Origin of the sequence: Pseudarthrobacter sp. LT1 (genome assembly GCF_035621795.1) — a bacterium.
Classification (GTDB): Bacteria; Actinomycetota; Actinomycetes; order Actinomycetales; family Micrococcaceae; genus Arthrobacter.
On record NZ_CP141830.1, the window covers coordinates 1,834,562 to 1,854,518 of the forward strand.

Sequence of the window (19,957 nt, forward strand, 5' to 3'; positions counted from 1 at the left end):
GCTGATGGCGGCGGGGGAGGCCCGATTCGGGCAAATCATGAGACAATGGATGCCGAGACCCGGTTGGGTCCGTGTATCGAGTGCTTGTAACCGTCCCCGCGAGGGAACATTACAGCCGCTTCGGGAGTTGTCTTAAGTGACTCTGCCGGCCGTGGTGGCGCTTGGTTTTCATCACGGACTTGACAGGGTCATAGTGGTGTTGCCCGTATGGTGATTCCACAGACCACCGCTAGAAAGGTTTTCTGTGACCCCGTCTTCCACGAAGAAGGATTCCGCCGCCCAGGACGTCTTGTCCCCTGAGGAGAAGCAGGCCGCGACCAACGCCAAGCGGGCAGCCACGCGGGCTGCCAACAAGGCTTCGGCCGGCGAGGCTGGAGCGGACGGCAAGCGCGAGCCCAAGAAGCGTGGGCCCAAGCCCGGCGCCAAGGCTGCAGCAGCGGCCGCTGGAAAGTCCGCCGGTGACGTTGACCCGGACGAGGTCGAAGAAGTCGAGGAAGACCTCGACGACATCGTCCTCGAAGGTGCGGAGGCAGTTGAGGACGCCGACGCTGAACCCGTCAAGGGTGCCGCCGGCAGCGGCAAGGGCTTCGTTTACTCCGATGCCGACGACGATGACGCCCCGGTGCAGCAGGTCATGTCCGCCGGCGCCACCGCTGACCCCGTCAAGGACTACCTGAAGCAGATCGGCAAGGTGGCACTGCTCAACGCGGAGCAGGAAGTGGACCTTGCGCTGCGGATCGAAGCCGGGCTGTTTGCCGAGGAGAAGATCGCCGCTGACGACGGATCCATGGATCCCAAGTACAAGCGGGAACTCGAGTTCATCATCCACGACGGCAAGCGCGCCAAGAACCACCTGCTGGAGGCCAACCTGCGCCTGGTGGTCTCGCTGGCCAAGCGCTACACCGGCCGCGGCATGCTCTTCCTGGACCTGATCCAGGAAGGCAACCTTGGCCTGATCCGCGCCGTGGAGAAGTTCGACTACACCAAGGGCTTCAAGTTCTCCACGTACGCCACATGGTGGATCCGCCAGGCCATTACCCGCGCCATGGCCGACCAGGCCCGCACCATCCGTATCCCGGTGCACATGGTTGAGGTCATCAACAAGCTGGCACGCGTCCAGCGCCAGATGCTGCAGGACCTGGGCCGCGAACCCACGCCCGAGGAGCTGGCACTGGAACTGGACATGACCCCTGAAAAGGTTGTCGAAGTCCAGAAGTACGGCCGCGAACCGATTTCGCTGCACACCCCCCTCGGTGAGGACGGCGATTCCGAGTTCGGTGACCTGATCGAGGACTCTGAGGCCGTTGTCCCGGCTGACGCCGTGAGCTTCACCCTCCTGCAGGAGCAGCTGCACTCGGTGCTGGATACCCTTTCCGAGCGCGAGGCCGGCGTCGTCGCCATGCGGTTCGGCCTGACGGACGGACAGCCGAAGACTTTAGACGAAATCGGAAAGGTCTACGGCGTCACCCGCGAGCGGATCCGCCAGATCGAATCAAAGACCATGTCCAAGCTCCGCCACCCGTCCAGGTCGCAGGTGCTGCGGGACTACCTGGACTAAACCGTTCGCAGGGCCAAACAGGGGCCGTCCCGGATCCACTGAAAAGTGGGTCCGGGACGGCCCCTGTTTATTTCCCGCTCTGTTGTCTCCGGGTCGGCAGGCGCCCTGCTCCGTATGCGGCCGTGCCCAGTCCGGCTGCGCGTCCTTAAACGCCTGCGGGACCCTTCCGTGTGGAAGAGTCCCGCAGGGTTCGTGTTACCGATGCCTCATCTAGTCGATTTCAACGGCAGCTTTCTCGTGAAGCTTTCCCGTCTCGTCGTGCCAGTCGGAGCTCAACGGCTTGAGCGTCGCCTCGACTGCACGGGCGTGGTGGCCGCAGAACAACAGCTCACCGCCGGAGGACTCGAGTACAACCCGGACATATGCCTGAGCTCCGCAACGGTCGCACCGGTCCAGTGCATTTAGCGTGCGGTCTGCCACTGCTGTTGTCATATCGGCCTCCTTAGTAGATCAGTACATCTATATAACCAGCATTCGTATCCAAACCATCGCAAGGATGGGGCAAGTTCGCTGTGCGCGTATCCGCAAGGTTCGGTCAAGAACTGCCCAGTTCCGCCCGTCACCGGGGCCCGTGGCGCGCCGCACATCGGCCCGCGGGTGTGGCAGACGTCTGTGGCCGCTGCCGCCGACTACTCTGGAAGGTGCGGTCCCAACGCCGCGTCGACGTCCCTGAAGGAGTTCATCACCAGTGGCACCCAGCTCTGAGTACACCGCCCGGCACCTCTCCGTCCTGGAAGGCCTTGAAGCCGTCCGCAAGCGCCCGGGCATGTACATCGGTTCGACCGACTCGCGCGGCCTCATGCACTGCCTCTGGGAAATCATCGACAACTCCGTGGACGAGGCCCTGGCCGGATTCGGCCACGACATCCGCATCATCCTCCATGCGGACAACTCCGTGGAAATCCACGACGACGGCCGCGGCATCCCCATCGACAAGGAGCCCAAGACGGGCCTCACCGGCGTCGAAGTGGTGTTCACGAAGCTCCATGCGGGCGGCAAGTTCGGCGGCGGCTCCTACACCGCGTCCGGCGGCCTGCACGGCGTGGGCGCATCCGTGGTCAACGCACTGTCCTCGCGTCTGGACGTCGAGGTGGACCGCGGCGGCAAGACGTACCGCATGTCGTTCCGCCGCGGTGAACCCGGCCGCTTCAAGGACACAGGTTCCCGCCTGGACCCGGCAGCACCGTTCACGCCGTTCGTCAACGACTCCGTCCTGGACGTGGTGGGCAAGGCCAAGCGCGGCGTCACCGGGACCAGGATCCGCTACTGGGCGGACCGGCAGATCTTCACCCCGGACGCCAAGTTCTCGTATGAGGACCTCGCTGCCCGTGCACGCCAGACCTCCTTCCTGGTGCCTGGCCTCAAGCTCACCGTGCGGGACGAGCGCAAGGTCCCCGGAACCCCTGGCGAGGCCGGCCCCCACGAAGAGGTCTTCCACCACGACGGCGGCATTTCCGAATTCGTCGAGTTCCTCGCAGCGGACCCGGCCGTCACTGACGTCTGGCGGCTGCACGGCGCAGGAAAGTTCAAGGAAACGGTCCCGGTCCTTGACGAGCGGGGCCACAGCCAGCTGGCCGAGGTCGAGCGCGACTGCGAGGTGGACGTTGCGCTCCGCTGGGGGATCGGCTACGACAGCACCGTGCGGAGCTTCGTGAACATCATCGCCACCCCGAAGGGCGGCACGCACCAGTCAGGGTTCGAACAGGCCCTGATCAAGACTTTCCGCAAAGCCGTGGAGGCCAATGCCCGCAAGCTCAAGGCCGGCAACGACAAGATCGAAAAGGACGACATCTTCGCCGGCCTGACCGCAGTGCTGACCGTCCGGCTCGCTGAACCGCAGTTCGAGGGCCAGACCAAGGAAATCCTGGGCACCAGCGCCGTACGCGCCATCGTGGCCAAGGTGGTGGAGCGCGAAATCTCCGCCAAGCTGTCCTCCAGCAACCGGAACGACAAGGCCCAGTCGGCGCTGCTCCTGGAAAAGATCGTCAACGAGATGAAGTCCCGCATCTCGGCCCGCGTGCACAAGGAGACCCAACGGCGCAAGAACGCGCTGGAAACCTCCTCGATGCCCACCAAGCTTGCCGACTGCCGGACGGACGACGTCGAACGTTCCGAACTGTTCATCGTGGAAGGCGACTCCGCGCTGGGCACGGCCAAGCTGGCCCGCTCCTCCGACTTCCAGGCCCTGCTGCCCATCCGCGGCAAGATCCTCAACGTCCAAAAGGCATCGGTGGGGGACATGCTCTCCAACGCTGAGTGCGCAGCCCTGATCCAGGTGGTCGGGGCAGGCTCCGGCCGCAGCTTCGACATCAGCGCCGCGCGCTACGGCAAGGTCATCCTCATGACCGACGCCGACGTGGACGGTGCCCACATCCGGACGCTGCTGCTGACCCTTTTCTTCCGGTACATGCGGCCCATGATCCTTGAAGGCAGGGTGTTCGCCGCGGTTCCGCCGCTGCACCGGGTGGAAGTCATCAACGCCGGTCAGAAGGCCAACGAGATGATCTACACCTACTCCGAGGCCGAGCTTCACGTGCTCCTGGCCCGCCTGGCCAAGGAGGGCAAGCGGTACAAGGAACCGATCCAGCGCTACAAGGGCCTGGGGGAGATGGACGCCGAGCAGCTGGCCGAGACCACCATGGATCCGCGGCACCGCACCCTGCGCAAGGTGGGAATCGAAAACGCGCAGCAGGCGGAAGAGATCTTCGACCTGCTGATGGGCTCGGACGTTTCCCCGCGCAAGGATTTCATCATTGCCGGCGCATCCAGCCTGGACCGGGAGCGCATCGACGCCTGATTGCGGGCGGCGGCGTCAGCCTGTGGCCGGGCAGGTGTCTTCGGCCGGCTTCAGCCGAGCAGCCCGGGGACAACAAGCAGTGCGGTGGGCAGTGCCAGGAGCAGGGCGCAGCCGGCCATGACCGCACTGCGGACGGCGGCCGGAAGCTGGGGCTGCGGTGTCAGGAGGCGGCTGACCCTGGACGCTGCGGTCCGGACGGCGTCAGCGCCCGGCCCGCCCGATGCCGCCTCGAGGCCGGACAGGGCCAGCGTGGGAGAGGACGGACGGATGTCCGTGGTGCCCGCATTGCCAGCGGAGCCGCTGGCCACAATGGCGATGGCCTTGATCAGGGTCGCTTTGCTCTCGGTCCGGAGCGCGACGTCGTCGGCCAGCATTTCGATCAGCGAATTCACCGATTCCTGCGCCAGCCGGGTGGTGGGCAGCCAGGGAAGGGCCTGCCGCCAGGCTGCGAAGGCCCAGAGCAGCAGGTGGTGCCGCTGGCTCAGGTGGGCGTTTTCGTGGATCAGGACGGCACGCAGTTCGGCCGGTTCAAGGGCCGCCATGAGGCCGTCCGACAGGACGGTCACCGAGCGGGCGCCGCCCGGGAGGCAGTAGGCGACAGGGGAATCGTGGTTGATGACGAGCGTTCCCGCTCCCTGGGCCGAGGGCGAGGCCAGCAGGTCCAGCAGTTCCCGGTGCCGGCGTCGCTGCCGCTGGATTTTGTAATACGTCAGCAGCAGTGTGAAGACCAGATGGGCCGTGAGCAGGGCGGCAGCGGACAGGGCAAAGATATGCCAGAACCCCAGTGCCGTGGTGGGGGCATTGAAAAGCACCATGCCGGCAAGGGCGCGCAGCCCCGCGATGAGGTTGTCACCAACAGGTTCCAGGCCGTAGACCAGCATGGCGCCGATCATGGAAAGTCCACCTGCGAGCGCGATCGCCTGCCACAGCAGCATGGCCGTGAAGGGCGACCTGGCCGGCCACTGGGCCCGTGACAGGAGGATTGGCACCGGCCAAGCCAGGATTATCGCAAGGACCGCCAGCAGGTATGAGGCCCAGAACATGGTGTGTTAGAGGTGACCCAGCAGTTTGCGCAGTGTCTCGGCTTCACCTTCGGAGACTGACCCGATGAAGCGGGCCAGGACGGCCTCGCGGTCCGGGGCTGACCCAAGGACCTCATGCATGAGTTCGGCGGTGTGGTCTGCACGGCTGGACACTGCCTGGTACCGGTGCGGGCGGGTTCCGCGTTCGCGCTCAACCAACCCTTTCTTCTCCAGGCGGGAAAGTACGGTAAGCACCGTTGTAACGGCCAGTTCCTTGCCTTCGTGGCCCGGACCGCCCTGTGCAGCCGACGTGCGCGCCAGCTGGTCCCGCAGGGTATTGGCCGTAGCCGCTTCCTGGCCCGCCCAGAGCAGGTCCATCACTGCCCGTTCCAGTTCACCAAGACTAGCCATTTCACTTTTCCTTTATTTCCCCGCACCGAACGCTGTAAGGCGGCCGGTGACGTCACGCGGTTGTTCAACTACACAACTAAATTTACCCCGAAACCGCCGAACCTTCTACATCGGGTAGAACATCTGGCGCGCCGCGTCCCGGTGGGCGATCCTAGGGGAGGGTGATTGGTTTTCGCCCGCCCTCGACCATGTTCTACACTTTGTAGAAGTTACAGTTCTACGAAGCGTAGAAAACTGCATTGGCTAACAGTAGGGACTGCCATGGACGCCTTGGAAATCGCACGCTGGCAATTTGGTATCACCACGGTCTACCACTTCATGATGGTGCCGCTGACCATTGGCCTGGGTTTGGTGGTCGCCGTAATCCAGACCGCCTGGTACCGCACCGGAAAGCCCGAGTACCTGCGCATGACCAAGTTCTGGGGAAAGCTTTTCCTCATCAACTTCATCATGGGCGTTGCCACGGGCATCGTGCAGGAGTTCCAGTTCGGCATGGCCTGGAGCGAGTACAGCCGCTTCGTCGGTGACGTCTTCGGCGCACCGCTGGCCCTCGAGGCACTCCTCGCCTTCTTTGTCGAGTCCACCTTCCTGGGTCTGTGGATTTTCGGCTGGAAGCAGCTCAAGCCCGCCATCCACCTGGCCTGCCTCTGGGTGGCCGTCATAGGATCGGCACTTTCCGCCTACTTCATCATCGTCGCCAACAGCTGGATGCAGCACCCGGTGGGCGTGGAAATGATCAACGGCCGGCCCGTCATGACCGACGCCTGGGCAGTGTTCACCAACAACACCGCCCTCGTCGCCGTCCCGCACACCCTGTTCGGCGCCCTCGCCGTGGCAGGCGGCTTCCTCCTGGGCATCGCCTGGTACCACCTGTGGCGGAGACGGCACGACGGCGTTGACACAGTGGGTGCCGACGGCCGCGTCATCCCCGGTGAAGACGCCCGCATCCCCGGCCGCGACCGCACCGACCACAGTGTGTGGATCCGGTCCCTGCGGATCGGCGCAGTGGTGGCCATGATCTCCTTCGCCGGCACCGCGGTAACCGGCGACCTGCAGGGCAAGCTCATGTTCCAGCAGCAGCCCATGAAGATGGCCGCAGCGGAGGCCGCCTGCCACGACGGCACCGGCTTCTCCGTCCTGAGCATCGGCAACGTGGGATCCAAGAACTGCGACGACGTCGTGGCCGTGATCGAGGTCCCGGGGATCCTGTCCTTCCTGGCCAAGGGTGACTTCAGCACCGAGGTCCAGGGCGTCAACAGCCTGCTGCCCGAGTACAAGGCCAACTACGGAACCCACCTGCCGGACAATCCCATCTACGGCGAACGAGCCGGCCAGGAAATCCAGTACGTCCCCGTCATGGAAGTCACCTACTGGGGGTTCCGGATGATGATCGGCTTCGGCGGACTCGCCGCCCTGGCGGCGCTGGTGGCACTCTGGCTCACCCGCAAGGGGACGGTACCCGAGGCGCGGTGGCTCATGCGGCTGGCCGTGTTCGGCATCCTGGCACCCTTCGGCGCCAACGCTGCCGGCTGGATCTTCACCGAGATGGGCCGCCAGCCGTTCGTGGTTGCCCCCAACCCCGATCCCAGCGGCATTGATCAGGTATTCATGTTCACTGCAGCCGCCGTCTCACCGGGTGTCTCCGCAGGGGAGCTGATCGCCTCCCTGGTGGCCCTGACCGCTGTGTACGCCGTCCTGCTGGTGGTGGAAGTGAAGCTGCTGGTCAAGTACATCCGCGGCGGTGTGGTCTCCGCGATGCCGGAACTGGGCCACGCACCGGCGGACGAAAACGAGGACCAGACGCCTGGGCCCGGCGGCAACGGGGACACCAAGCCCGCCGACGACGTCCTGGCCTTCGCCTACTAACCGCATCCGGCTCCAAAGACCGACCAGAGGAAACACACAATGGAACTGCTTCCCACCATTTGGTTCATCGCCATCGCGGTGCTGTGGACCGGCTACCTCTTCCTGGAGGGCTTCGACCTGGGCGTCGGCATGCTGATGAAGCTCTTCGCCCGCAACAACACCGAACGCCGCGTGCTGCTGAACACCATCGGACCCGTCTGGGACGGCAACGAGGTGTGGCTGCTGACCGCCGGGGGCGCCACCTTCGCCGCCTTCCCGCTCTGGTACGCGTCCTTGTTCTCCGCGCTCTACCTGCCGCTGCTGGTGGTCCTGCTGGCCCTGATCTTCCGCGCCGTGGCGTTTGAATACCGCGGCAAGGTGGACACCGACAGCTGGCGGAACCGGTGGGACTGGGCCATCGCGCTGGGCTCCTTCTTCGCAGCCTTCGGCGTGGGTGCCGCCCTGGCCCTCACCACCACCGGCCTTCCGCTGAACGCCAACGGCGACCGCGAGGGCGGCCCCATGGCCTGGTTCAGCGGCTACGCACTCCTTGGCGGCGTGGCAGTGGTGGGTTTCTCGCTCCTGCACGCCCTGGCCTTCCTGGCCCTCAAGACTGACGGGGAGGTCCGGCACCGGGCCCGCCAGTGGTTCGTGCGGCTGCTGCCGGTCCTGCTCCTGCCCATCGCGGCATGGGCCCTCGCCATCCAGTTCATGGACGGCAAGCCCTGGACCTGGGCCGCCGTCGTCCTGGCCGTTGGCGCCGCCATCACTGCCTGGCTGCTGGCCCGGAGGGGTTCTGAAGGCAGGGCCTTCCTGGCACTGGGTGCCTTCCTGGTGCTGGGCACCACCGCCATCTTCGGGGCCGTGTTCCCCGTGGTGCTGCCCTCCACGCTGGACAGCGCCTTCGACCTCACCATCTCCAACGCATCCTCCTCGGACTACACCCTGGGACTGATGAGCATCGTCGCAGCCTTTGGGCTTCCCCTGGTCATCGCCTACCAGGCCTGGACCTACTGGGTCTTCCGCCGCCGCGTCAGCGCTGCCCACATCCCGGAAGCCCACAGCTTCCTCCCGGCGGTCGCCGCCAGGGCCTTCACCACCAAGGGCTGACGTGCGCCCAACTTTCCCCGCCGGTCCGTCCACCCGTTCAGCCATCTACTGGCTGGGACTCCTGGCCGCGCTCAAGGCCCTGTCCTTGGTCCTGATCGGGCAGGCAGTGGCCTCCGTCCTGGCGGGACTGGTTGCCGGGAACCCGGCGTGGGGGAGCCAACTGACCGCTGGACTTGCCGGCGTCGTCCTCCGCTCCCTGACCGTGTGGGGCCAGGCCGTCGCTGCACGCCGCGCGGCACTGGGCGTGAAGGAGGAGCTCCGCGCCGAGCTGCTGGAGCGCGCCCTGCGCACCGGCGTCCGCGGCTCCGGCCCCGGCGATGGCGGCCTGGCGGTCCTTGCCACCCGCGGCCTGGACGCCCTGGACAGCTACTACACCCAGTTCCTTCCCGCGCTGGTCAACTGCGCCGCCGTTCCGCTGCTGCTGGGGGCGAGGATCCTCTTCGCGGACTGGGTCAGCGCGCTGGTCATCGTGCTGACGGTGCCGCTGATCCCGGTGTTCATGGTGCTGATCGGCAGGTACACGGAGGACAGCGTGCGGCAGGCCCAGGCCTCGCTGGCACGGCTGTCGGCGCACATGCTGGAGCTTGCCAAGGGCCTGCCGGTCCTGGTGGGGCTGGGCCGTGCCACCGCCCAACGCAAGGCCCTTGAAGAGATATCGGAGGACTACCGCTCGCGCACCATGGGCACTTTGCGCACAGCGTTCCTGTCCGCGCTGGCCCTGGAACTCATTGCCACCATCTCGGTGGCAGTGGTGGCCGTCTTCATCGGCGTCCGGCTGGTCCAGGGCGACATGCCGCTGGAGGCCGGCCTGCTGTCGCTCCTCCTGGCGCCGGACTGCTACCTTCCGCTGCGGGAACTTGGCACCGCCCACCACGCCAGCGACGACGGCAGGGTGGCACTCGCAGCAACAGAATCCGTGACCGGGGCCCCCGAGGCTGCACCGCTGCCCGCTGCGAAGGCCGGCAGGCCGGGCGCTCCCTTGGAGATCAACGGGCTCACCGTCACCTATGCCGGCCGGTCCGGAGCCGCCGTCGGGCCGCTCACGTTCACCGCGCCGCAGGACAGGATTACGGCCCTGGACGGCACCAGCGGCGCCGGCAAGAGCACCGTCCTGGGCGTTCTGGCGGGAACGATCGGCGACGGCGACGGGACCGCTATTACTGGGTCCATCAGCGGACTGGACCGCCGCGCGGTGGCCTGGGTGCCACAGCACCCCGTCATGGTGGCCGGAACCGTCCTGGACGAGGTCCTGCTCTACCTCTCACCGGACCCCGCGCACGGCCCGGACAGGTTCGCCGCGGAAGAGGCTGCGCGCCGCTGCCTGGAACGCGCCGGGGCCGGGCACCTGGCCGCAAAGCACCAGGCCGAATTGAGCCCGGGCGAGCTGCGCCGGGTGGCACTTGCCCGCGGCCTTGCCCGGATCGACGCCGGCGCCACCCTCCTGCTGCTCGACGAACCCACCGCACACCTCGATGACGCGTCCGCCGTGATCGTCGAGGACGCCATCCGCCGGCTCCGCGGCCAGGCCACCGTGATCCTGGTGGCCCACAACCAGCGCACCCGGCAACTGGCGGACGTGCTGGTACCGGTGGCCCCGGCGGGCGGGGGCGCCGCTGCAGCCCACCAAGAGAATGCTGCTGCCGCGTTGCTGCCCGCCACCGTACCCACCACCCTCCCAGCCGGCCCGGCAGGAGCCGCCGCGGCAGACGAGGGGGCCCCGGACGGCGCCTCCACGGACAACCCCGCCACACGAAACCCGGCCGCCGGCGCCCCTGCACAGGCTCTCCCCGGCGCTGCCCGCCTCCTGGCCGCCCTCCTGGCACCGGTCCGGGGCAAGTTCGCGGCCGCGGCCCTCGTCGGCACCCTGGCGGCCGTCTTCGCCGTCGCGCTTTCCGGCCTTTCCGGCTGGCTCATCATCAGGGCCAGCGAACAACCACCCATCCTGTGCCTCCTGACCGCCATCGTGGGCGTCCGGTTCTTCGGCATTGGCCGGGCTGTCTTCCGCTACTGGGAACGGCTGCTGCTGCACGATGCCGTGTTCGCCGCACTCACGCGCCTCCGCGGCCGCCTATGGGAGTCGCTGAGCCGCAAGGCCCTGTCGCTGCGGCGGCTCCTGCAGGGCGGCAACGCGCTGGGAACGGTGATCGACGACGTCGACACCGTCCGTGACCTCCTGCCGCGCGTGGTCCTGCCGCCCGTCACGGCGCTCGCGGTGTCCGTCCTGGCCGTTGCAGCCACCGGCATCCTGGTGCCGGACGCCCTTCCAGCCGTGGTGGCCGCAGCCATCAGCGGCCTGCTGCTGGCGCCCGCCGCCGCCCTGTGGGGCGACCGCAAATCCGCCGCCGCCGAGCAATCCCTGCGGTCGGGCGTCCTGCGCCGCGTCACCGCTGCCCTCGATGCCCGGGCCGAACTGCACGCAAACGGCGTGGCGCCCCGCGTGCTTGACGCGCTGCTGGCCGAGGACCGGGAAGCCACCCGGGCATCGCAGCGTTCCGCCTGGGCCGACGGCCTGGGGCATGGGATCGCCACCGCGGCCTGCGGGACGGCGGCACTGGCGGCCGCGTGGCTGGCCGGCCCCGGCGTTATCTCGGCCCAGGTGGCCCCGGCGACGGCGGCCGTGGTGGTCCTGCTGCTGCTCGCGCTGGTGGAACCCTACGCAGCGATGACGACGGCGGTGCGCCAGTACCCCGCGCTGCGTTCCGTCCTGCGCCGGGTGGGGGAGTCCGGGGCCCTTGACGGCGGAGAGACTCTTGACGGGGGCGAGACCCTCGACGGAGGGGAAACCCCTGACGGCCTGCAGCGTGTTCCCCCCAGGGCCGGGAAAGCACCCGGCGTTGAGCTGGTGGATCTGGCCGCGGCATGGCCGGGCGGCTCTCCGGTCTTCTCCGGCGTGGATGCGGTGGCAGTCCCGGGACGTTGGCTGGCGGTCACCGGGCCGTCCGGTTCCGGCAAATCCACGCTGCTCTCGGTGCTGCTGGGCTTCCTGCCACCGGCATCCGGTCAGGTCATGGTCACCGGCCGGGCTGCCTGGTGCCCCCAGGAGGCCCACCTGTTCGATTCCACCATCCGGGGAAACCTCCTGCTGGGACGGCCGGCCACGAACGGCGCGCCCCCGGCAGCGGACCACGACCTGGAGGCCGTCCTGGCCGCCGTCGGACTTTCCGCGCTGGTGGGCCGGCTGCCGGCGGGGTTGGACACCCGGATCGGTCCCGGCGGTGCCTTCCTCAGCGGCGGCGAGCGCCAGCGGCTGGCCGTGGCGCGGACCCTGTTGACCGGCGCTGAAGTCATCCTGCTGGATGAGCCCACCGCCCACCTGGATGCCGGGTCCGCGGCCGCCATGCTGGCCGACCTGCGCGCTGGACTGCGGGACCGGACCGTGGTGCTGGTGACCCACAACCCCGCTGACATCCACGCCGGCGACGCCCGGCTGGAGCTTTCAGCCTCCGCCGGGCAGCCCCGGGGATCCCTGGCACCCTCGCGCTGAGCACGCCTTGCCTTACCCCACCGCCTGCCCCAGCGCCGCGCCGGCAACCTGACCCCGCCGTCAGCCGTCGACGTCGTGGAGGTGATGGACTACGTCGTGCAGGAAGTACTGGGAGAGCGTCAAGACGGTGAACTCCGAGCCGTTGCTGCGCAGGCCCTTGCGGGCCCAGTCCTCTTCGGGGACGCCGGCGAAGGACTCGGCGGCCTCGTGGCCTTCCGCAGCCAGTTCCGGACCCACCTCGGACGGGTCGGCGTTGGCGTAGTCCTTTTCAACGGCTGTCTGGTCCTGGTCCCAGTCCGCGAAGCGGGCGCCATCCTCCGCGAGCATCAGGTTCAGGCGCTGGTTGAAAAGGGTGAAAACGTCCCGCACATGGCACGCGTACTCCAGCGCGGACCAGGTCTGCCCGTCGGGACGCTCCGCCGCGTCCGGCCGGCGGAGGACGGCCAGCCACCGGGGAATCATGCTTTCGATGCTTCCGGGAACCGTGGCGGGGGTGGCCGTGGAGGCATGGAAATTGCATTCCGGGCAGGGCCGTGACAGGACCCAGGTCCAGTCCTTTTCATCAGGAACGATAGGCATGGGAGCAGTCTAAGCCGTGCGGGCCAAAAGACTCTGGGGCGGGTGCAGCGGCCCGGCTAGCGTGGCCGCATGAGCCCGGAAGCGCGCCTGGGCGCGGAGAGTATGGTGCAGCTGGCCGGCCTGACGAAGCGGTTCGGCCGGAACACAGCGCTCGACGACGTGACCCTCACCATTGAACCGGGCGAGGTGTTCGGATACCTGGGCCCGAACGGGGCAGGCAAGACCACCACCATCCGGCTCCTGATGGGGATGCTGCGGCCCACGTCCGGCACGGCGTCAATCCTGGGACTGGATGCCTGGCGCCAGTCCCGGGACGTCCACCGGGTGGTGGGCTACGTGCCCGGCGAGCCCGCGCTGTACGACCGCCTCACTGGGCACCAACACGTGGCCTATTGTTCCCACTTGCGGCACCGGGACGACCGTCAGCGGGCGGCAGAGGTGGCAGCCCGGCTGGAACTCGATCTGGACCGACCTGCCCGCACGCTGTCACGCGGAAACCGCCAGAAGCTCGCCGTCGTCCTGGCGGTCATGTCCAGGCCGCGGCTGCTGGTGCTGGACGAACCAACCAGCGGGATCGACCCGCTGGTGCAGCAGGTGTTCCACGCCATCCTGCGTGAACACACAGCCGACGGCGGCTCGGCCCTGTTCTCTTCCCACGTCCTGGGCGAGGTGGAGCGCGTCGCGGACCGGATCGGGGTGGTGCGCGCGGGCAGGCTGGTTGCCGTGGAGCGGCTGCAGGACCTGGCAGCCCGCTCCCTGCACCGGGTGCGTGCCCGCTTTGCCGGGGAGGTGCCGGCGGCTGGTTTTGCCGCCGTCCCCGGCGTGCGGGACCTGCTGGTGGACGGCCGGACGCTGAGCTGCAACGCCCCGCAGTCTGCCCTGGACGCTCTGTTGAAACTTGTCAGCGCCGGGGAAGTGGAGGATTTCGAGTGCTCCGAGGCGCCGCTGGAAGAGATGTTCCTGAGCTACTACGGGATGGACCATGCCGGCAGCGCCGCGCCCAGTCCAGCCGAAAGTGTGGCCGGATCGGCGGCGCACCATGCTGGCTAGCGTCCTGCTGAAGACCCTCCGGGACCAGGGCAGGCTGCTGGTGGCCTGGGCCGTATCCCTTGCCCTTATCGTGGCCATGTACGCAGCCGTCTGGCCCTCAGTGAAGTCCCAGCCCTCCATCAGCAGCTTCATCGAGCAGATGCCGGAGGCGTTCCGTTCGCTTTTCGCCACCTCCAGCGCCGACATGTCCACTCCCACCGGATACATCCAGGTGGAGCTGCTGTCCTTCATGGGGCCGATTGCGGTGCTGGTTTACGCCGTCAGCACGGGTGCGGGAGCAATCGGCGGCGAAGAAGACCGGCACACCATGGACCTGCTGCTCTCCAACCCCGTGGGGCGGGGCCGGGTGGTGGTGGACAAGTTCCTGGCCATGGTGCTGGGCACCTTCCTGCTGGCCGCCGTGCTGGGAATATCGCTGGTGCTGGAGGGCAGCATGGTGGACCTGGTCCTTCCGGCCGACAAGGTGGCTGCCGCCATGCTGCATTTAGCGCTGCTGGGCGTCGTTTTCGGTGCCCTGGCCCTTGCCCTTTCAGCAGGGACCGGACGGACCGGGCTCAGCCGCGGTGTTCCGGCCGTGCTGGCCGTCCTCGCCTACATCGTCAACGCCCTGGCGCCCCTGGTGGACGTCTTCGACCGGATCCAGAAGGTGTCGCCCTTCTTCCAGTACATCGCCCACGACCCGTTGCGGAACGGCACCGCCTGGGACAGTGTGCTGGTGTCCGCGGCCACCATTGCGGTGCTGGTGGCGCTCGCCGTCGCCGGGTTCCGGCGCAGGGACGTAGCCGGCTGAGCAGGCGGTGGCCGCAGCCCTACTCCGCAGCGTCCCCTGCTGCTGCCCCGTCCATCCACGCCATGGCCGGCCCCACCACGTCCACGGCCTGGGAGAGCGGGACGCCCGAGCCGTCGCGGCGGCCATGCTCCTGAGGCAGTGACCGCGCCACTCCGCCGGCGGACGACGCCTTGGCCGGGCCGTGGCCTGCCCAGGCCAGCAGGAGCATGTCCTCGCCCTTGAGGAACCGGTGCGACCGGACCCCGGCAGTGGCGCGCCCCTTGGCCGGATATTCGGAGAATGCCGTCACCTTGGCCGTGCCCGGCGCGGTGCCCGGGAGGGCTCCGTTGGTCCCGGCGATGGTGACCACGACGGCGGCCTCATCCTTGGGCTGCACGGCACCAAAGAAGATCACCTGGTCACCCGCGGCGAGTTTGATCCCGGCCATGCCGCCGGCAGTGCGCCCCTGGGGGCGGACCACGGCTGCGGGGAACTTCAGCAACTGGCCTTCCCGGGTGAGGAACACGAGTTCGGCGTCATCGGCACCGGCGGGAGCCACGCCCACCACCACGTCCTTGTCCTTGAGGGTGATGACCTCCCAGTCCTCCCGGTTCAGCGGGTAGTCCGGTTGGACGCGTTTCACCACGCCCTGCGCCGTGCCGATGGCCAGGACTTCATCCAGCCGCACGAACGCCACCAGCGCTTCACCCTTCACCAGGGTCAGGAACTCCTTGGCCGGAACGCCCCCGGCCAGGTTGGGCAGGCCGGCCACGGGCGGCAGGACCGGCATGTCCATGACCTGCAGCCGGAGCATGCGGCCCAGCGACGTGACCGCCGCGATTTCGCCGCGGGCCGATGTCTTGACCACCGAGGTGTACACGTCGTGCCTGCTCCGGGGGCCTGCCTCGGCCAGCGGTTCCTGGTTGCTGGTGCGTGCCACCTGCCCGGAGGCGGTGAGGATGGCCCAGCAGGGGTCGTCCGCGATCTCCAGGGACAGCGGCGCAGCCTTGCCCTTCTTCGCCCCGGCCAGTTCGGCAGCGGCGACGGTGGGGGACACGGCCTCGGACTCCAGGAGGACCGTCCGGCGCGGGGTGCCGTGTTCCTCGGCAATCGCGCCGAGTTCGTCGGAGACCACGGTGCGGAGCAGTTCCTCGGAGTCCAGGATGGCCTGCAGTTCCGCGATCTCGCGGCGGAGCTCGTCCTGCTCCTTCTCCAGCTCGATCCGGGAGTACTTGGTGAGCTGCCGCAGGCGCAGTTCAAGGATGTAGTTGGCCTGGACCTCGGTGAGGTCGTAGATGGACATCAGCCGCTCGCGCGCCGCCGCGGCCTCGTCCGAGGACCGGATGATCTGGATGACCTCGTCGATGTCCACGATGGCGATGAGGAGGCCTTCCACCAGGTGGAGGCGGTCCTTCTTCTTGCCCAGGCGGAAGACGGTCCGGCGGCGGACCACGTTGATCCGGTGGTTGACGTAGACGCTCAATAGGTCCACCAGGCCCAGCGTCTGCGGCTGGCCGTCCACCAGGGTGACGTTGTTGATGCCGAAGGAGTCCTCCATCGGCGTGTACCGGTAGAGCTGCTGCAGGACCGCGTTCGGGTTGAAGCCGTTCTTCAGTTCGATGACCAGCCGCAGCCCGTGCTTGCGGTCCGTCAGGTCCACGATGTCGCTGATGCCGGTCAGCTTCTTGGCGTTGACGGCATCTTTGATCTTCTCGATCACCTTTTCCGGGCCCACCATGTACGGCAGTTCAGTGACCACCAGGCCGGTGCGGCGTGCGGAGAGCTGTTCGATCTCCACCTTGGCGCGGGTCTTGAAGGATCCGCGTCCGGTGGCGTAGGCGTCGCGGATGCCGTCCAGGCCCACGATCCGGCCGCCGCTGGGCAGGTCCGGGCCGGGGACGAACCGCATGAGGTCGTCCAGGGTGGCGTCGGGGTTGGCGATCAGGTGCCGGGCGGCGGAGATGACCTCCACCAGGTTGTGCGGGGCCATGTTGGTGGCCATGCCGACGGCGATGCCGGTGGCGCCGTTGACCAGCAGGTTGGGGAACGCGGCGGGCAGCACGTCCGGCTGGGTCAGCTGGTTGTCGTAGTTGGGGACGAAGTCCACCACGTCTTCGTCCAGGTGGTTGGTGAGCGTGAGGGCGGCCGCCGCCAGCCTGGCCTCGGTGTACCGCGGTGCTGCCGGGCCGTCGTCGAGCGAGCCGAAGTTGCCGTGCCCGTCGATCAGCGGCAGGCGCAGCGAAAAGTCCTGCGCCATGCGGACCATGGCGTCGTAGATGGCGGCGTCACCGTGCGGGTGCAGCTTACCCATGACCTCGCCCACCACGCGGGCGCTCTTGACGTGGCCGCGGTCAGGGCGCAGGCCCATGTCGCTCATCATGTACAGGATGCGGCGCTGTACCGGCTTGAGCCCGTCGCGCGCATCCGGCAGGGCCCGGGAGTAAATCACCGAGTACGCGTACTCCAGGAAGGAGCCCTGCATTTCGGACGTCACGTCGATATCGACGATGTTTTCCGTGTAGCTGTCGTCCACGATGGGTTTTGAACTTTGCCGGCGGGCCATGGGGTTTGGTGAATCCTTCTGCGGTTACTGCGCAGCCATAGGGTGTGCTGCGATAGTTTTTGGCTAGGCTAAGCCTATGGTGGATCAGCCCGGGGACGGCGAATATCCGGAACATTGGGAAGCCGATGTCGTCCTGCGTGACGGCGGGACAGCGCATCTGCGGCCCATCCACCCGTCGGACGCGGACGCCGTCCAGGCCTTCCATACCGGGCAGTCGCAGAATTCAATCTACATGCGCTTCTTTGCGTTCAAAGCCAGGTTGTCCGCGAAGGAGCTCAAGCGGTTCACCGAGGTGGACTACAAGGACCGGGTGGCGTTCGTCATCACCATTGGCGGCGAAATCATCGGAATCGGCCGGTATGACCGGCTGACCGATCCCACCGAGGCGGAGGTCGCCTTCAACATTGCCGACGCCCACCAGGGGAGGGGCATCGGGTCCATCCTGCTGGAGCACCTTGCCGCCGCGGCGCACGAAAACGGCATCCGGAAGTTCACCGCCGAGGTCCTGCCCGAGAACCGCAAGATGCTGATGGTCTTCTCCGACGCCGGCTACGACGTCAAGCGCCACTTCGACGACGGCGTCGTCAGCCTGGAGTTCAACGTCGACCCCACCGAAAAATCCCGTGCCGTGATGGAATCCCGCGAGCACCGCGCGGAGGCGAGGAGCGTCCGGGAGCTGCTGGCGCCGTCGTCCGTTGCCGTCATCGGGGCCAGCCGCCGTTGGGGGACCGTGGGGTACCAGCTGCTCGAGCACATCATCGAGGGCGGTTTCCACGGCCCGGTGTACGCCATCAACCCGGAGGCGCTGGAACTGGCGGGCATGATGTCCTACGGCAAGCTCTCCGAAGTTCCCCAGCCCGTCCAGCTGGCCATCATCGCCGTGCCCTACGAGGAAGTTGCAGGCGTGGTGGAAGAGTGCGCGGCGGCCGGCGTCAAGGGCGTGGTGATCGCCTCCGCAGGCTTCGCGGACGACGGCGAACGCGGGCTCCAGCGGCAGCGCGCCCTGGTGCGCCAGGCCAGGGCGAACGGGATGCGGGTGATAGGGCCGGCGTCGCTGGGCATCGCCAACACCCACCCCGACGTCTCACTGAACGCCTCCATGGCGCCAACCATGCCGCTGCGCGGCAGCCTGGGCCTGTTCAGCCAGTCGGCGGCCATCGGCGTCTCGCTGTACGCCGCCTCCAGCCGGCGCCGGCTGGGGCTGTCCAGCCTGCTCTCGGCGGGCAACCGGGCGGACGTTTCCGGCAACGACATGATGCAGTACTGGGAGGACGACGCCGACACCTCCGCCGTGGGCCTGTATCTCGAATCGATCGGCAACCCGCGTAAGTTCTCCCGGATCGCACGCCGGCTGGCACGCACCAAGCCGGTCATCGTGGCCAAATCCGACACCATGGGGCTCCGCCTGCCACCAGGTCATGCCGTCCGCACCACGCAGGCGCCGGCGGGAGCGCTGGATGCCATGCTGCGCCAGTCCGGCGTGATCCGGGTGGAAACCGTGGAACAACTGGTGGATGTGGCACAGGTGGTGTCGGGAAGGCTGCTCCCGGCCGGACCCGACGTCGCCATCTTCAGCAACTCCCAGGCGCTGGGCAACGTGGTGGCGGACAGCGCTGCGGCACACGGCCTGGGAGTGGCGCAGGTGGTTTCCGGGCTCGACCTGGACGCCGGACAATCGGTGGCCCTGCCTCTGCTCCGGAAGGCCCTCCTTGACGCCCTTGCCTCGGACGCCGTCCACGCCGCCGTCGCCGCACTCCTGCCTGCCCGCGGGCTGACGGTCGACGCGGTGGCCCAGGTCCTCGCAGAATGCTCCGCAAGCGCAGGGAAGCCGGTGGTGGCAGCCTTCACCGGAATCCTGGACCCCGCCATCAACGTGGAGGGCCTGCTGGGAACCGAGGGCTGCACCGTCCCCTGCTTCTCAAACCCCGGCGCGGCGGTGGCCGCTCTCGCCGCGGTGGTCCGGTACGCGGAATGGGCCGCCCGCGACCAGGGGCACTTCGTGGAGCCCGCCGGTTGCGACCCGCGGCAGGCGGCGGCTGAGATCGACGAACTGCTGCGGGACGTCACGGGTGAACAGCTCAAGCAGCTGGACCCGGCGGCAACCGCCTCCCTCCTGGGGCATTACGGCATTTCCGTCCTGCCCTCGGCGCCGTTTACCACCCCTGATGAGGCGGTCGCCGCCGCCGACTCACTGGGCTGGCCGGTGGTGCTGAAGACCACCGAACCTGCCCTCCGCCACCGGCTGGACCTCGGCGGCGTGCGGCTTGGCATCGAGGACGCCGAATCGCTGCGCCTGAATGTGCTGCAGATGCGGCGCGCGCTCGCTGCCTATGGAGATCCGGCCCTCGAAGTCCAGGCCATGGCCCCGGTGGGGCAGACGTGCACGTTCCGGGCCATCGAGGACCCCCTGCTGGGCCCGGTCATCTCCTTCGGCCTTGCCGGTGACGCCGTCAACCTCCTCGACGACTGGTCCCACCGGGTTCCGCCGCTCTCCGCGGCCGACGTTCACGACTTCATCCGGGCGCCCAGGGCGTCCCGGAAGCTCTTCGGCTACCAGGGCCTGCCGGCCGTGGACGTGCAGGCGCTGGAGGACCTCGCGGGCAGGCTGGCATGGATGAAGGACAACCATCCGGAGATCGCGCTGGTGGAATTCAACCCTGTCCTGTGCGGCACCTCCGGGGCCACCATCCTCGCCGCGGACGTGCGGATCGGCAACGCCGCGCAGCGCACCGACAGCGCCCGCCGGGCCATGCTGGGCTGAGGCGGTTA

The 19,957-nt window shown here is 67.9% G+C and carries 13 protein-coding genes; 8 read left to right on the forward strand and 5 right to left on the reverse strand.

The window, feature by feature from the left end:
- Nucleotides 1–244: 244 nt before the first annotated feature.
- Nucleotides 245–1,558: an RNA polymerase sigma factor gene (locus VIK36_RS08585; protein ID WP_255175175.1), complete on the forward strand. Its 1,314-nt coding sequence runs from the start codon at nt 245–247 to the stop codon at nt 1,556–1,558.
- A gap of 210 nt (nt 1,559–1,768) precedes the next feature.
- On the opposite strand, the gene VIK36_RS08590 is transcribed toward VIK36_RS08585, so the two are convergent.
- Nucleotides 1,769–1,990, reverse strand: a complete 222-nt coding sequence (locus tag VIK36_RS08590; RefSeq protein ID WP_013600696.1) for a DUF7455 domain-containing protein — start codon at nt 1,988–1,990, stop codon at nt 1,769–1,771.
- Between the two features lie 256 nt (nt 1,991–2,246).
- Here VIK36_RS08590 and VIK36_RS08595 point away from each other — a divergent pair, with 256 nt between their 5' ends.
- Entirely contained in the window at nt 2,247–4,355 is a 2,109-nt protein-coding gene (locus VIK36_RS08595) for a DNA gyrase/topoisomerase IV subunit B (protein WP_255175176.1), read from the forward strand.
- A gap of 50 nt (nt 4,356–4,405) precedes the next feature.
- Here the strand turns inward: VIK36_RS08595 and VIK36_RS08600 are convergent, their stop codons facing one another.
- Nucleotides 4,406–5,398 carry a M56 family metallopeptidase gene (locus VIK36_RS08600; protein ID WP_324644788.1) on the reverse strand — a complete coding sequence of 331 codons (993 nt, stop codon included), beginning with the start codon at nt 5,396–5,398 and terminating at the stop codon, nt 4,406–4,408.
- 6 nt (nt 5,399–5,404) lie between these two features.
- On the reverse strand, nt 5,405–5,788 hold the full coding sequence (locus tag VIK36_RS08605) for a BlaI/MecI/CopY family transcriptional regulator (RefSeq protein ID WP_018769682.1): 384 nt from the start codon (nt 5,786–5,788) through the stop codon (nt 5,405–5,407).
- A gap of 261 nt (nt 5,789–6,049) precedes the next feature.
- Here VIK36_RS08605 and VIK36_RS08610 point away from each other — a divergent pair, with 261 nt between their 5' ends.
- Genes VIK36_RS08610 through cydD form a run of 3 tightly spaced genes read left to right on the forward strand, consistent with a single transcriptional unit; the run spans nt 6,050 to nt 12,227 of the window.
- Nucleotides 6,050–7,654: a cytochrome ubiquinol oxidase subunit I gene (locus tag VIK36_RS08610; RefSeq protein WP_324644789.1), complete on the forward strand. Its 1,605-nt coding sequence runs from the start codon at nt 6,050–6,052 to the stop codon at nt 7,652–7,654.
- A 39-nt stretch (nt 7,655–7,693) separates the two neighbouring features.
- Nucleotides 7,694–8,743 carry a cytochrome d ubiquinol oxidase subunit II gene (gene cydB / locus VIK36_RS08615; protein ID WP_255175178.1) on the forward strand — a complete coding sequence of 350 codons (1,050 nt, stop codon included), beginning with the start codon at nt 7,694–7,696 and terminating at the stop codon, nt 8,741–8,743.
- A 1-nt stretch (nt 8,744) separates the two neighbouring features.
- Nucleotides 8,745–12,227, forward strand: a complete 3,483-nt coding sequence (gene cydD / locus VIK36_RS08620) for a thiol reductant ABC exporter subunit CydD (RefSeq protein WP_324644790.1) — start codon at nt 8,745–8,747, stop codon at nt 12,225–12,227.
- A 60-nt stretch (nt 12,228–12,287) separates the two neighbouring features.
- Here cydD and VIK36_RS08625 read toward each other — a convergent pair whose 3' ends face one another.
- Nucleotides 12,288–12,806, reverse strand: a complete 519-nt coding sequence (locus VIK36_RS08625; RefSeq protein ID WP_255175179.1) for a DinB family protein — start codon at nt 12,804–12,806, stop codon at nt 12,288–12,290.
- Between the two features lie 69 nt (nt 12,807–12,875).
- Between VIK36_RS08625 and VIK36_RS08630 the strand changes: the two genes are divergently transcribed.
- Both VIK36_RS08630 and VIK36_RS08635 read left to right on the forward strand, forming a co-directional pair.
- Entirely contained in the window at nt 12,876–13,856 is a 981-nt protein-coding gene (locus VIK36_RS08630; protein WP_255175180.1) for an ABC transporter ATP-binding protein, read from the forward strand.
- A complete protein-coding gene (locus tag VIK36_RS08635; protein WP_255175181.1) occupies nt 13,846–14,646 on the forward strand; it encodes an ABC transporter permease subunit in 801 nt (266 codons plus the stop codon). The genes VIK36_RS08630 and VIK36_RS08635 overlap by 11 nt, the downstream gene beginning before the upstream one ends.
- A gap of 19 nt (nt 14,647–14,665) precedes the next feature.
- On the opposite strand, the gene VIK36_RS08640 is transcribed toward VIK36_RS08635, so the two are convergent.
- Entirely contained in the window at nt 14,666–17,188 is a 2,523-nt protein-coding gene (locus VIK36_RS08640) for a DNA topoisomerase IV subunit A (protein ID WP_324644791.1), read from the reverse strand.
- 76 nt (nt 17,189–17,264) lie between these two features.
- Between VIK36_RS08640 and VIK36_RS08645 the strand changes: the two genes are divergently transcribed.
- Nucleotides 17,265–19,949, forward strand: a complete 2,685-nt coding sequence (locus VIK36_RS08645; protein WP_255175183.1) for a GNAT family N-acetyltransferase — start codon at nt 17,265–17,267, stop codon at nt 19,947–19,949.
- Nucleotides 19,950–19,957 lie beyond the last annotated feature (8 nt).

Bases quoted from the DNA above. Each gene is read 5' to 3' on its own strand.
- VIK36_RS08590 (WP_013600696.1), bottom strand. From the start codon at position 1,990: ATGACAACAGCAGTGGCAGACCGCACGCTAAATGCACTGGACCGGTGC.
- VIK36_RS08600 (WP_324644788.1), bottom strand. From the start codon at position 5,398: ATGTTCTGGGCCTCATACCTGCTGGCGGTCCTTGCGATAATCCTGGCT.
- VIK36_RS08605 (WP_018769682.1), bottom strand. From the start codon at position 5,788: ATGGCTAGTCTTGGTGAACTGGAACGGGCAGTGATGGACCTGCTCTGG.
- VIK36_RS08610 (WP_324644789.1), top strand. From the start codon at position 6,050: ATGGACGCCTTGGAAATCGCACGCTGGCAATTTGGTATCACCACGGTC.
- cydB (WP_255175178.1), top strand. From the start codon at position 7,694: ATGGAACTGCTTCCCACCATTTGGTTCATCGCCATCGCGGTGCTGTGG.
- VIK36_RS08625 (WP_255175179.1), bottom strand. From the start codon at position 12,806: ATGCCTATCGTTCCTGATGAAAAGGACTGGACCTGGGTCCTGTCACGG.
- VIK36_RS08630 (WP_255175180.1), top strand. From the start codon at position 12,876: ATGAGCCCGGAAGCGCGCCTGGGCGCGGAGAGTATGGTGCAGCTGGCC.
- VIK36_RS08635 (WP_255175181.1), top strand. From the start codon at position 13,846: ATGCTGGCTAGCGTCCTGCTGAAGACCCTCCGGGACCAGGGCAGGCTG.
- VIK36_RS08640 (WP_324644791.1), bottom strand. From the start codon at position 17,188: ATGGCCCGCCGGCAAAGTTCAAAACCCATCGTGGACGACAGCTACACG.
- VIK36_RS08645 (WP_255175183.1), top strand. From the start codon at position 17,265: ATGGTGGATCAGCCCGGGGACGGCGAATATCCGGAACATTGGGAAGCC.